The 13,944-nt window shown below is 44.3% G+C and carries 12 protein-coding genes; all 12 read left to right on the top strand.

All coding sequences use genetic code 11. The features are described from left to right. Positions 1-26 precede the first annotated feature (26 nt). The 12 genes from OIT90_RS03265 (at position 27) to nikA (ending at position 13,928) form a co-directional block, all read left to right on the top strand. Entirely contained in the window at positions 27-1,901 is a 1,875-nt protein-coding gene (locus tag OIT90_RS03265) for a polysaccharide biosynthesis protein (RefSeq protein ID WP_039181574.1), read from the top strand. Further along, positions 1,867-3,015 (top strand): glycosyltransferase family 4 protein, encoded by a 1,149-nt coding sequence (locus OIT90_RS03270; protein ID WP_144491524.1) that lies wholly within the window; start codon positions 1,867-1,869, stop codon positions 3,013-3,015. Before OIT90_RS03265 ends, OIT90_RS03270 begins: the two co-directional genes overlap by 35 nt. Continuing rightward, complete coding sequence (locus tag OIT90_RS03275; protein WP_064498013.1) at positions 3,008-3,847, top strand: glycosyltransferase family 2 protein; 840 nt, start codon at positions 3,008-3,010, stop codon at positions 3,845-3,847. The genes OIT90_RS03270 and OIT90_RS03275 overlap by 8 nt, the downstream gene beginning before the upstream one ends. Further along, positions 3,840-4,970 (top strand): glycosyltransferase family 1 protein, encoded by a 1,131-nt coding sequence (locus OIT90_RS03280; protein ID WP_058837591.1) that lies wholly within the window; start codon positions 3,840-3,842, stop codon positions 4,968-4,970. Before OIT90_RS03275 ends, OIT90_RS03280 begins: the two co-directional genes overlap by 8 nt. A gap of 14 nt (positions 4,971-4,984) precedes the next feature. After that, a complete protein-coding gene (locus OIT90_RS03285; RefSeq protein ID WP_058837592.1) occupies positions 4,985-6,088 on the top strand; it encodes an EpsG family protein in 1,104 nt (367 codons plus the stop codon). Between the two features lie 27 nt (positions 6,089-6,115). After that, positions 6,116-7,138 (top strand): glycosyltransferase family 2 protein, encoded by a 1,023-nt coding sequence (locus tag OIT90_RS03290; RefSeq protein ID WP_458209009.1) that lies wholly within the window; start codon positions 6,116-6,118, stop codon positions 7,136-7,138. Between the two features lie 5 nt (positions 7,139-7,143). Next, positions 7,144-8,172 (top strand): polysaccharide pyruvyl transferase family protein, encoded by a 1,029-nt coding sequence (locus tag OIT90_RS03295; protein WP_052196536.1) that lies wholly within the window; start codon positions 7,144-7,146, stop codon positions 8,170-8,172. Positions 8,173-8,200: 28 nt separating this feature from the next. After that, a complete protein-coding gene (locus tag OIT90_RS03300; protein WP_474892244.1) occupies positions 8,201-9,715 on the top strand; it encodes an MATE family efflux transporter in 1,515 nt (504 codons plus the stop codon). A gap of 20 nt (positions 9,716-9,735) precedes the next feature. Continuing rightward, on the top strand, positions 9,736-10,329 hold the full coding sequence (locus OIT90_RS03305; protein WP_039181552.1) for a sugar transferase: 594 nt from the start codon (positions 9,736-9,738) through the stop codon (positions 10,327-10,329). Next, positions 10,292-10,978: an acetyltransferase gene (locus OIT90_RS03310; protein ID WP_247543774.1), complete on the top strand. Its 687-nt coding sequence runs from the start codon at positions 10,292-10,294 to the stop codon at positions 10,976-10,978. The genes OIT90_RS03305 and OIT90_RS03310 overlap by 38 nt, the downstream gene beginning before the upstream one ends. Beyond that, positions 10,978-12,156: a DegT/DnrJ/EryC1/StrS family aminotransferase gene (locus tag OIT90_RS03315; RefSeq protein WP_474892245.1), complete on the top strand. Its 1,179-nt coding sequence runs from the start codon at positions 10,978-10,980 to the stop codon at positions 12,154-12,156. Before OIT90_RS03310 ends, OIT90_RS03315 begins: the two co-directional genes overlap by 1 nt. Before the next feature lie 149 nt (positions 12,157-12,305). Beyond that, the gene (gene nikA / locus OIT90_RS03320) at positions 12,306-13,928 is read left to right on the top strand and encodes a nickel ABC transporter substrate-binding protein (protein WP_126682324.1); all 1,623 of its coding nucleotides are present in this window, start codon (positions 12,306-12,308) and stop codon (positions 13,926-13,928) included. The last annotated feature ends 16 nt before the right edge of the window (positions 13,929-13,944 follow it).

The following is a 13,944-nucleotide window of genomic DNA, read 5'->3' on the forward strand; positions in this document are numbered from 1 at the left end:
TGATGCTTTAAAAAGGGGGAGGAGCGTTGACTTACGCCCAAAGATTATCAATCATCGTAGCACTAGATTCATATCTCATCTTAGTTGCCGTCTTTTTTGGTTTTCAATTTGTCCAAGAGGCGGCTTTAACCGTTTATACATTTGAAATGCTCGCCATTTCTTCACTCAGTCTGCTCATTGGGCACCATCTATTTGCCTGCATATTTCATGTGTACAAGCAAGTATGGGCTTATACAGGAGTAAGAGAGTTATTTTCTTTAATGAAGACCTTTGTGTGTTCTTTTTTATTTTCGATGACGATGCTGTACCTTTTCGTGCAGACATGGCCATTTCGGTTTTTATTCATCGTGTGGCTTTTTCATATCTTATTCATCGGTGCCTCTCGGATGGCTTCCAGGCTATTTCATGACGGAGCAAAGCGGCTTCAGGCAGAAAAGGAGCGGGCATTAATCATTGGCGCCGGATCAGCGGGGACCATGCTCGTTCGTCAGCTACAGCAATCGAGTGATGTACATATTGAGCCAGTCGCCTTCATCGATGATGACAAGACGAAACATAGGCTTGAAATTATGGGTCTGCCTGTCATAGGAGGAAAAGAACAAATTCAAACAGCTGTCGTGATGATGGATATTCAGAAGATCATCATTGCCATTCCATCTAAAAGCAGCCACACCTTAAAAGGGCTGTATAAGGAATGTGTAGCGACTGGAGTCAAAACACAGATCATGCCGGAAATGGAGCAGATTTTAAAAGGAACCCATGCGCTGAATCAATTACGGGATGTACAGCCAGAGGATTTACTAGGGAGAGAACCGATTCAATTAGATACGAGCCGTCTATCTGCTCATTTAAAAGGAAAAACGATCATGGTCACAGGGGCAGGCGGATCAATTGGGTCAGAAATCTGCCGTCAAATTTGTGTGTTTGCTCCTCAAGCGATTGTACTTGTGGGACATGGAGAATTTAGCATTCATTCTATTTTACTAGAGCTGAAAGAATTATATGGAGACAGCATCAGACTCTATCCACAAATTGCGGATATTCAAGATAAACAGAAAATGAGTGAAATCGTTGGTCAGTTTCAACCGGATATGATTTATCATGCTGCGGCACATAAGCATGTTCCGCTCATGGAGATCAGTCCGAAAGAAGCTGTGAAAAACAATATTATCGGCACAAAAAATGTCGCGGAAGCCGCACACGAGCACGGCATTGAAACATTCGTCCTCATCTCATCTGACAAAGCAGTCAACCCTGCCAATGTGATGGGAGCCACTAAGCGGTTTGCTGAAATGCTGATTATGCAAATGGGGGCAAGCAGCGAAACAAAATTTGTCGCCGTTCGATTTGGAAATGTACTTGGAAGCAGAGGGAGCGTCATCCCTATTTTTAAGAAACAAATCGAGCAAGGCGGGCCGGTGACAGTCACGCACCCAGCCATGACAAGATATTTTATGACCATCCCAGAAGCATCAAGGCTTGTGATTCAGGCAGGTGCACTGGCAGAAGGAAGACAGATTTTTGTTTTAGATATGGGGGAGCCAGTGAAAATCGTAGACCTCGCAGAAAACCTCATTCACCTCTCAGGCTACACCACAGACCAGATTCCGATCACTTTCACAGGCATTCGTCCTGGGGAGAAAATGTACGAAGAACTACTGAACCAGCATGAAAAAGCACAGGAACAAATCTTCCCGAAAATTCATATCGGCCATGCGCTGGATGGTGACCCATATGTGCTGAACCGCTTTATACATGAATTTGACATGATGAGTGAAGAGCAAATGAGACAAGCATTATTTGCTGCCATTGAGTCGCATGATATGTTGTCCGAACAGATGAAACGAGAGGAGGAGCCGCTTGCCAATGAAGAAAAAAGTCTTGTTTTGCGCAACGGTTGATTATCACTTTAAGGCCTTTCATCTTCCATATTTCCGGTGGTTTCAGGAAAAAGGATGGGAAGTGCATACAGCGGCAAATGGCCAGCTGGAGCTGCCCCATGTGAATCAAGCTCACTCGATTCCGATTCAGCGCTCTCCTTTTCATGTCCGCAACCGGCTTGCGTATGTAGAACTGAAGAAGCTGTTAGCGAAAGAGCACTATGATTTCATCCATTGCCACACACCAATGGGAAGTGTCATTGGCAGGCTTGCAGCCAAAGGCGCGCGCAAAAAAGGAACGAAGGTTCTTTACACGGCACATGGCTTTCACTTTTGGCAGGGGGCGCCGCTTCAAAACTGGCTGCTCTATTATCCAATTGAGAGATTTCTTGCCCGCTATACAGATGCACTGATCACCATTAATGGGGAGGATTTTAAAAGAGCAGACCGTCTATCAAAAGAGCGGACATCTGTTTATTATGTGCCCGGTATGGGTGTGGATATGAAACGGTTCGCACCAGTTGATGAAAAAGAGAAACAGCGTCTCCGCGCAGCCTACGGCTTTTCTGCGGAAGATTTTATCGTACTGTGTGCTGGCGAATTAAACATGAATAAAAATCAAGGAATGCTCATCAAAGCATGTGCACAGCTGTCTAGGAAAATACCAAATATAAAGATCGTGTTTGCCGGGGAAGGGACAATGAGGCCAAACTATGAAAAGCTTACTCACCAGCTCCAGCTTGAAAAGCATGTTCACTTTGCTGGGTTTTGCAAACAAATGGAGGAATGGATGCATTTGAGCGATGTGTGTGTTTCCACCAGCTTGAGAGAAGGGCTCGGCATGAACCTGCTTGAAGCGATGTCGGCAGAAAAACCCGTGATTGCAACGGAGAATAGAGGGCATTGTGAGCTTGTCAAACATGGCGTCAATGGTTTTTTAGTTAAACCGCAAGATGTGAATGGTTTAGCTGATTACTTGCAGCAGCTCTATGACAAAAAGGATCAGCTGCCCCTCATGGGAAAAGCGGGACGATCTATCGCTCATGCATTTGCACAGGAGCAGACGGTCAGTGCAATGGAAGAAATTTATACAATTTATATGGATCAAGCAGAGAAGGTGATACAGCATGCGTAAACCAAAGGTGTCTATTATCATGGGTGTCTACAATTGCCAAGAGACAGTAGAAGAAAGTATTGAATCCATTCTTCATCAAACATATGAAAACTGGGAACTCATCATATGTGATGACGCATCAACAGATGGCACTTATGAGAAAGTGCTGTCTTATACAAAACGACATCCTGAAAAAATTCGCATGATCCGTAATCAACAAAATCAAAGGCTCGCTGCCAGTCTCAATCGCTGTCTGGCTGAAGCGAGGGGAGAGTTGATTGCAAGGCAGGATGGCGATGATCTATCGGTGCCTGTTCGTTTAGAAAAACAGGTTCATTTCCTCGATACATATCCTGAATACGATGTGGTCGGTACGGCGATGACAGTTTTTGATGAAACGGGAACAAAGGGTGTACGGGCACTTGTTTCAGAGCCTGATCGGAAGGTGATGGCAAGAGGGACTCCTTTTTGTCATGGGACCATTATGATGAGGGCTTCTGCTTACAAAGCTTTAAATGGATATCGCTCTGTGAAAACAACAAGGCGGATGGAAGATATCGATCTTTGGATCCGCTTTTTTGCTGCTGGGAGGAAAGGCTTTAATTTACAAGAGCCGTTATATCTTGTGAGAGAGGATGAAGCAGCCTTTCAGCGGCGAAAGTTTCGATATTCGATGGATAATGCCTGGCTCGTTTTGAAAGCATGCTGGCTATTAAAGCTATCGCCGCTTGACTATTTATTTGCTCTAAAACCGGTGGTCCGTGCCTGCTTGTCACCGAAGGTCATGAAGCTTTATCATCGCCGGAAGCTGGCGTCGTCTATGCTGAAGAGGAGGGCTGTTCGGGATGAGTGAGCCAAAGCGCGTGCTTCATATTGTGGGCGGGATGAACCGCGGCGGAGCTGAAACGATGATTATGAACATCTATCGTGCACTCGACAGGAATGTCCTTCAATTTGATTTCATTACCCACCGGCAGGACGTCTGTGATTATGATGAGGAAATTCGCGAGCTTGGGGGACGCATCTTTTATGTCCCGAGTATTGGGGCGTCCTCTCCGGTTGCTTTTGTGAAAACATTGACAAAGACAATTAGGCAAACAGGACCCTATCAGGCCGTGCATGCACATACGGATTTTCAGACAGGCTTCTCCGCACTTGCTGCAAAACTAGCGGGTGTGAAGGTGCGCATTTGCCATTCGCATAATACAGCGTGGAAGCAGTCGCCAAACTGGCTGGATCATATGATGCTCAAAGGGTTTCGCCAGCTGATCTTTGCATTCTCTACACAGCTTGTTGCATGCGGCGAGGATGCCGGAGTCTTTTTATTTGGACAGAAAAAAATGCAGAACGGGCAAGTTGAGGTGCTGCCAAATGGGATTGATTTATCCCTTTTTTTTCAGCCTGATCCAGACGAAAAGGCGGAGATCAAAAAGCAGCTCTATCTTCGCGAAAAAAACATGATCATCGGTCATATTGGGCGGTTCCATGAGCAAAAAAATCATGTTTTTTTTATGGAGCTGGCCCAGACCTTAAAGAAGCAAGGCGTTTCATTTCAGCTTGTCCTCGTAGGAGATGGACCGCTGAAGCAAGTAGTCGAATCGTATGCGGAGAAGGCAGGCCTGATGGAGGACATTGTCTTTACAGGCGTCGTATCAGACGTTCCACAGTATATGAAAGCATTTGATGTTTTTGTGATGCCTTCCTTGTTTGAAGGTCTTCCGCTTGTATTAGTGGAAGCACAGGCATCTGGGCTGCCTTGTGTGATTTCAGATCATATTACAGAGGAAGTAGATTTAGGCTGCGGGCTTGTGAAAAGGATGTCGCTGCGAGATTCCGCGCATGAATGGATGAAGGCGGTGCTTGAAGCATATCATGCAGAACCTCCTCTTCAAGAGACCATTACCTCACAGCTTGAACAAAGAGGATTTGATGTGAAACAGAATATTACACGTGTGATGAATCTATATGGACTGTAAGGAAGGAATGGCAGATGGCGGTTTATTTGGTGAACATGATCATGGTCTATTTATGGTCGAGCTTTGCCGCATTTTACGGCAGACGTGATGATACCATTCAAAGCGGATGGCGGCCTAACAAGCTTCTTGTGTTTTTTCCGTTTTTGTTTCTTTGTATCGTGTCTGGTATTCGGTATAAAGTAGGAACCGATTTTGTCACATATGGACAGATGTATGAGTTCTCCATTAACTATGAAAAGCCTTGGCATATATTTGGATTCGGTGTGGATAAAGCCGCAACGGATCCAGGGTTTACGTTTATTTTATGGATGCTTAATCAACTGACTCATGATCCGCAAATCATGTATATCTCAGTCGGAGCCATTACTTATTTTTTTATTATCAAGACGCTTATTCAATATGGCCGTCCATTTGAGCTCAGTATGCTGCTTTTTCTTGGGACCTTTCATTATTATGCGTCATTTAATGGCATGCGTCAGTATATGGTGGCAGCGATTCTTTTTTATGCCATCCGGTTGGTGATCAATGGTCAGTGGAAATTGTATTTTCCGCTCGTCCTTGTATGTTCATTGTTTCATTCATCGGCTCTCATCATGATTCCTGTGTATTTTATTGTGAGGACAAAGGCTTGGTCTTGGATGATGCTGTTCTTATGCCTGATTTTCTTAGGCTTAACCGCGCTTTATGACCGTTTTGTCTCAGTGTTTGTCGTGATGCTGCAAGGAAGTTCATATGGTCATTACGAGGAATGGCTCACAACGAATACGAATGGAATGAATGTGACAAAAATCGGTGTCTTGATTTTGCCGCTTCTGCTCGCTTTCTTTTATCGAAAACGACTTCGTGAGCTGACACCTGAGAGTGATTACATTGTGAATTTTTGTTTGCTTGGTTTCTTGTTTGGCATCCTTGCAACGAAAGATGTCATTTATGCAAGATTTCATATTTACTTTGGCTTGTATCAGCTCATTTTACTGCCATATTTCACACGCATTTTTGATCAGCGGTCTAATGTGTTTATGTATGTAGGGATTGCTGTTTGCTATATTCTGTACAGCATCATGCTGATGCCGTTCGATTCTTCGGTTTTGCCGTATAGAACGATATTTAATAAATAGATTTGAAGAAAGGTGGGGCATGCTGTAATGCCAGCTATCAGTCTATTGGTCGCAGTTTACAATACGAGTCAATATGTGGAGCAATGTCTTCAATCAATTGCAGATCAAAGCTTTTCCGATATAGAAGTCATTCTTATCAATGATGGATCGACCGACCGCAGCGGTGAATGGCTTGAAGCATTTGCTGAGCGTGATGAGCGTTTCCGGGTAATCCATCAATCCAATCAAGGGTTAGGCGCTGTGAGAAACCGGGGCATCGAGGAAGCGAAAGGGACGTATCTCGCCTTTGTGGATTCAGATGATATTCTCGCTCCTCATTACTGTGAAGCTATGTATGAAAAAGCCGAAATGACCGGGGCAGATCTTGTTGTGAGCGAGTATTGGATTCAATTTGAACAGTCAAAGCGAACGATAGCAACGACGCTGTTAGACAAGCGGTCAGCTGAAAAAACGGATTTAATCAAAGCGTTATTACATGGAGACTTGACTGGATTCTCATGGAATAAGCTGTATCGGCGTGCCTTTATGGAAGAACACCACATTCGATTTCCGCTGCGGGGGGAGCTAGAGAACATTGAAGATCAATATGTGACGCTGCGCTGTTTTTCTTTAGCACGCAGCATCGCTTTTGTTCATGAGCCTCTTTATTATTACAGGGTTCATCTGTCATCTATTGTACAGCGGTATCAGAAGCAGTATTTTCATCATGGACTGACCTTTTATCATGCACAGCGCTCTTTTTTAAAAGAGCATGATGACCTCTCTCTGTATGAGAAAGCATTAGACTTTTTTATCGTCAATCATACGCTTCATTGTATGCTCAACGAATGGAAGAGCCAAAATGATCTCTCTATTCAGGAAAAGCTTGATCACATGCGTGAAATGGTCACACATGATGCCTTTCAGCATGCCGTCAAACAAGTGGAACCATCGAAGCTCACAGTACGAAAGCGAATGATTTTATTTCTTGCTAAGTGCCGATTGGTTTATCCGCTTTCTGCCGCGGCATCTAGCTATCAAAAATGGATCGAATATCAGACAAGGAAATAGGGGTGATGGGATTGACAGTGCAGCAAATGAAGGCAAAAACCGCAGAGTGGCTGCTCTTAAAGGTCAAATATCCGCTTGAGTATAGACTGAGCCGCCAAAGGCTGCCAGAGCTGAGTCATCAGAAGAAAATCATTCTCACGCTGCTGCCGGGCCATGATAATTTAGGGGATCATGCGATTGCCTATGCGAGTTATTGTTTTTTAAAGAAACACTTTCCAGCCTATGACATCATAGAAGTGGACATGAAAGAGATCTATCGCCTTGCCCGTCCGCTAAAGCGCAGCCGGCATCCAGAAGACATCGTCTGTATGATCGGTGGGGGCAATATGGGGGATTTATACCGGTACGAAGAATGGACGAGACAATTTATCATCAAGACCTTCAAGTCCTATCCCATGATCCAGCTGCCTGCTACTGTGCATTTTACAGAAACAAAGAAAGGGAAAAGGGAGGAGCGCCGCGCCATACACACGTATAAGCAGCATCCAAGACTGCTCCTCATGGCAAGAGATCAAACAACCTATGAATGGATGAAGCAGCATTTTCCTGATCAAGATGTGTGGAAACAGCCTGATATGGTGCTGTCATTAGACGAATCATCAAAGGATGAAACACGTGAAGGGGTTCTGCTTTGTCTGCGTGAGGATCAAGAAGCATATCTCACAAAGGAGGAGCGCCAGCAGCTGCAGCAGTATATTCAAGAGACATATGATCAAGTCGGTTTGATCACAACGACAATTGGCAGACGGGTCGATCGAACAACTCGCTTGGAGGAGTTAACGTCTTTGTGGACGGAGTTAAAACAAACGCAGGTCGTCGTGACAGATCGTCTGCATGGCATGATCTTTTGTGCGATCACTCATACACCATGTGTTGTCCTTAGGTCGTTTGATCATAAGGTGATGGAGGGATTTGAGTGGGTGGCTCACCTTCCGTTTATGACCCTTTTAAAAGAACCAAATGAGACCGCTGTGAAAGAGGCCGTTCATCAGCTGATGAAAACAAGTGGTCAAAAGGGAGAGGAAGCTGGATGAGGGCTCTTAAACGCTGCGTGAAAGCACAATGAATCGAGCGTTTCTTTATAATGCCAGTGCGAACTTAATCACATTTGTCCTGATGATGCTCATGTCTGTTTGTTTAACACCTTATATTGTTCATACGCTTGGAGTGGAAGCATTCGGCTTAATCCATCTGACGCAAAACATGATCAACTATTTATCGGTCATTACCGCTTCGTTAAGTGCGGTTGTTGTGCGTTTTTTTTCTGTGGCGGCTCATAAAGGAGAGATGGAGAAGGCGCAGCGCTATCTCGCTTCCTATTTCGTCAGTTCGTTTTTACTATCTATTAGTCTCTTTTTGCTTTGTCTTTTCATATCTCATCAGCTGGTTGAGTGGCTTCATGTGCCCGATCATCTCGCAAAAGACACACAGACCGCCTTTATTTTAGGGGGTCTTTTATTTATGCTCAATTTCGTCATGTCTGGCATTGGGGCTGCACCGTTTTATGCGAATAAGCTCTATGTATCAAGTGTTGGACAGGCAATTCAAATGTTTCTGAGAGCACTGATGATTATCATCCTGTTTACATGGACGACACCAGCCATTTGGCATATTCCACTTGCGGCCGTCATTGGAAGCTTAGCGGCTATGGGAATCGGTATCTATTATTTTAAAAAACTCATCCCTTGGTTTTCGTTTAAGTGGCGGCATGTCTCATTATCGTCTAGTCTCACTCTTGTTCGATCAGGGGTCTGGCATTCATTTGAGCAAATGGGGATTTTGTTGTTTTTACAAATTGATTTATTGATGACCAACTTGCTCATTGGAGCTGAAGCGACAGGCAAATATGCGGCGATTTTACAGTTTCCATTATTATTACGCACACTGGCAGGGACACTGGCCGTTGTGTTTGCACCAACAATTACGAAATTTTATTCGAATCACGACAAAGAGGGACTTATTCAATATGCTGCAAATGCTATTAAGTGGAGCGGCTTATTTGTTGCGTTCCCAGCCGCGCTTTTAGGAGGTCTCGCTGGTCCGCTCATGCTTCTATGGCTTGGCCCTGCTTTTGAGGAGCTGAAATGGCTTCTCATGATTCATGCGGCTTATTTATGTTTGACCTTGATGTTTTTACCGCTCACATATGTGCCAACCGTGTTTAATCGTTTTAAAGTTCCTGCGGTTGTCACCCTTATATTAGGTGTGTCTAATGTGCTTTTTGCCTATGGATTGACTCATATGCTGCAGCTCGGTTTATATGGCATTGCATCAGCGGGGGCAATGGTTTTATTGATCAAAAATATTGTGTTTCTGCCATTTTATACGGCCAGCATCACGAATCAGAAACGCACCATCTTTTACAAGCATACGCTGGTTCCGCTTGCAGGAGCGCTATTTATTTGGGGCGTCTGCGCAGGAATTCAAGTGGTATATAACGTGACTTCATGGTGGGAGCTGTTTTGTATTGGCGGGCTTTGTTTCATTCTCTATATAGGCTACTTGTATGTGTTTGCAGGAACGAAACGAGAGCGGATGCAGCTGATGCGTAAGGTAAAACATGCGGTCTCCCGCTAATATGAAAAGGAGATGCAATGATGAAAAGAATGATCGATGTGATGGTGGCATTGACGCTGCTCATCGCAGGCAGTCTTCTTTTTCTTCTCATCTATGGACTGATTAGATGGAAAATTGGAACGCCTGTGGTGTTTCGGCAGAAGCGGCCTGGTCTGTATGGCAGGCCTTTTATGCTCTATAAATTTCGGACAATGACCGATGAACGCGACGAACATGGGGAGCTGCTGCCAGATCATCTGCGTTTAACAAAAACCGGCGCCTTGATTCGAAAGCTTAGTCTTGATGAATTGCCGCAGCTTGTCAATGTACTCAAAGGAGAGCTCAGTCTCGTCGGGCCAAGACCGCTTTTGATGGAGTATTTGCCTATGTATACAGAGGAACAAGCAAGGCGTCATCTTGTGAAGCCCGGCATAACAGGATGGGCACAGGTGAACGGCCGAAACACGCTTTCCTGGGAGGAGAAATTCACCTATGACCTTTGGTATGTCGAGCATCAATCGTTTTGGCTCGATATGAAAATTCTATGGATGACCTTGCTGAAAGTCATGAAAACAGAGGGGGTGCAGCAGCCGGATCATGCCACAGCTGAAAAATTCAAAGGAACCGATATGTAAAAAGCAAACCATTGGTTTAATTGGGGCTGGAGGACATAGCAAAGTCATCCAAGATCTCATTTTTGCACATTCCGATTACTCATTATGTGCGGTGTTAGATGATCAATTTGAAGAGGTGGTCACTCAAAGCGGGATTTTGTATGGACCGATCTCCATGAGTGAGCAGCTGAGAAAGACCATGCCACATATGAAATGGCTGATTGCAATCGGACAAAATGAGATCAGACTGCTCATGAAGGAACGCCTCTCATTTGAAAATACAGCGTACGCCACACTCATTCATCCAGAGGCGGTCATAAGTCCGTCAGCTGTCATTGGAAGGGGGACTGTCGTGATGGCAAGGGCAGTGGTACAAGCAGATGCAGCTATCGGTGAGCATGCGATTATGAATACAGGATCTATCGTGGAGCATGACTGCATACTCGAATCGTTTGTGCACCTGTCACCAGGCGCGGTTCTGACTGGCGGTGTTTCCGTGCGGGAGGGTGCACATATTGGGGCAGGTGCCGTCGTGACACCGGGTACAACGATTGGAAGCTGGACGGTCATTGGCGCTGGAGCAGCAGTGACAAGAGATATACATGATCAGAAGGTTGCGGTAGGAATTCCTGCAATGGAAATCAAAGATCGGAAAGAAGGTGGAAAGTGATGAAAGAAAAGAAGCGAATTTACTTATCTCCTCCGCATATGAGCGGAAAAGAGTATCTCAAAATAGAGGAAGCCTTCAAGAGCAACTGGGTTGCGCCGCTTGGACCGCTTGTGAATGAATTTGAGCAGACAGTAGCGGACTATGCAGGAGTGAAGACAGGCGCGGCTTTATCCTCAGGAACAGCGGCGATTCACCTTGCTTTAAAGCTGATAGGTGTACAAAAAGAAGACATTGTCTTTTGTTCCACCCTCACGTTTGTTGCAACGGCAAATCCGATTTTATATGAACAAGCGTCGCCCGTTTTTATTGATTCTGAAAGGGAGACGTGGAATATGTGTCCGCTCTCTTTAGAGAAAGCCTTTGTTGAGTCAAAACGTCTTGGTAAAAAACCTCGCGCGGTCATTGTCGTCCATCTATATGGGCAAAGTGCAAAAATGGACGAGATCATGGCTCTGTGTGAAGCATATGATGTACCCGTCATTGAGGATGCGGCTGAATCGTTAGGTTCGCTGTATAAAGGAAGGAAAAGCGGCTCAATGGGCAGGTTCGGTATCTATTCTTTTAATGGAAATAAAATCATTACAACATCAGGGGGCGGAATGCTTGTGAGTGATGATGAAGCTACGATTGAACGATGCCGTTTTCTTGCGTCACAGGCCAGAGAACAAGCCATGCACTATGAGCATCAAGAGATGGGCTACAACTATCGTATGAGCAACCTCTTAGCAGGGGTCGGGATTGCTCAAATGGAAGTGCTGGAAGAGCGTGTTGATCAAAAACGCCGCATTTTCCAGCGTTATCAGGACGCTTTATCAGAAGCGGAGGGTCTTCATTTGATGCCAGAATATCAAGAAACGAAATCCAACCGCTGGCTGACGGCATTGACAATTGATCGTGATACAAAATTGTCTCCAGCAGATATCATTCTTGCTTTAGAAAAAGAACAAATCGAAGCAAGGCATGTATGGAAGCCGCTGCACCAGCAGCCGCTCTTTCGCCATTGCCCTTTTTATACTGCGGAAAAAGGGACGCCTGTATCCGAGCTGTTATTTGAGAGGGGGCTTTGTCTCCCGTCTGGAACGAGCATGACAGATGCAGATCAGGAGCGTATCATCCATATACTTCATGACATGCTGCGAGAAAAAACATTTACCTCTTCACAGGCTGCTCATTCGTAAGCAGCCTGCCTCTCTTTCTATCAAATTCCTCAATTTGTGGAATAATTAGGAATAAGTATTGTCATGTCGTTTCAAATATGATATTGACAAGGGCTCCCTTCCTCCTTAAAATGAAAATGATTATCAGCATCAATTAGGAGGAGCAACTTATGACTATTTGGAATAATTTTCCGAAAATTAAAATAAATACTGTGTTACCCTTCCTGCTTATTCTCTTTTTATTAGTAGGATGCTCTCAAACAAACAATGGAGCGGATGGAAACAAGGATCACCCTGACATGATCACTATGGCGTGGCCAAGAGATATTGGTGAAATGAATCCACACGTATACAACCCATCACAATTGTTTGCACAATCAATGATTTATGAGCCGTTGGTGAGCTATCAAAAGAATGGAAAGCTGAAACCAGAATTAGCGAAATCATGGGATGTTTCAAAGGATGGCAAGGTGTATACGTTCCATTTAAGAGACGGAGTAACATTCTCAGATGGCTCTGAATTTAATGCGGATATTGTTAAAAAGAACTTTGATACGATTTTAAAAAATAAAGATTTACATAGCTGGTTAGGTGTCATTAAGAAAATCAAAAAGACAGAAGCCGTTGATAAAAAGACATTTAAACTCACATTAACAGCACCATATTATCCAACTGTGCAAGAATTAGCCGTTGTTCGTCCAGTTCGTTTCTTAGGTGAAGCAGGCTTCCCTAAAAACGGAGATACGTCAAAAGGAATTGAAAAACCAGTGGGGACAGGCCCTTGGATTTTAAAAACATATAAGAAAGATGATTATGCTATTTTCGAACGAAACGATCATTATTGGGGAGAAAAACCAAAGGTAAAAGAAATCAAGGTAAAGGTTATCCCAGATGCGGAAACGAGAGTCATGGCATTTGAAAAAGGTGATGTGGATCTACTTTACGGAGAAGGAACCATTAGCCTTGATTCCTACAAACAGCTAGAGGCAAGCGGCAAGTATGAAACGAAAATGTCAGAGCCTGTTGCAACGAGACAGCTTGTCATGAACACAAAAGTGGATCAGCTGTCAGATGAGAAAGTGCGTCATGCCCTTCAATATGCCTTCAATAAAAAATCAATGGTAGAAGGGGTCACTTCTGGTTTAGAGGATGAAGCAGATCACATCTTGCCGACAAACATGCCGTATACGTCAAACATTCAGGTGAAGTCTTTCAAATATGATGTGGATAAAGCCAAAGCATTGCTGGATGAAGCGGGCTGGACACTTCCAAAAGGAAAATCCGTTCGTGAAAAAGATGGGAAAAAGCTTGAGTTCAGCATGATGTATGACTCGGCAGAATCGATTCAAAAAGCGATGGCAGAAACGCTGCAAGCCGAATGGGCAGCCGTTGGTGTCGGCGTCAAGCTTGAGGGTGTGGATTTGGCCACACAGGTTCAGCGCTTTAAAGCCAATAAGTTTGATATGAACTTCTTTAGCAACTACGGAGCGCCGTATGATCCGCATACGTTTATGAACGTTCTCTCATCAGATGGATTTGGATTCAAAGAAGCCATTTCAGCCTACCCAAATAAGGAAAAGCTGATCAAAGAAATGACGGAAATTCCATCAACAACAAATGAAAAGAAACGTAAAGCACTGTATTCGTCTGTCTTATCCTCTTTACAGGATCAAGGGGCAATTGTGCCAATCTCTTATTTTAAAAAGACAGCCGTTTATCAAAAAGCTGTGAAAGACTTTGAATTCCCTGCGAATCGTGATGAACAACCTTTCACAGGCATTAAGCTGAAGTAACAGAAGGAAGGTAAGG

This window comes from Bacillus sp. ABR (genome assembly GCF_056172715.1).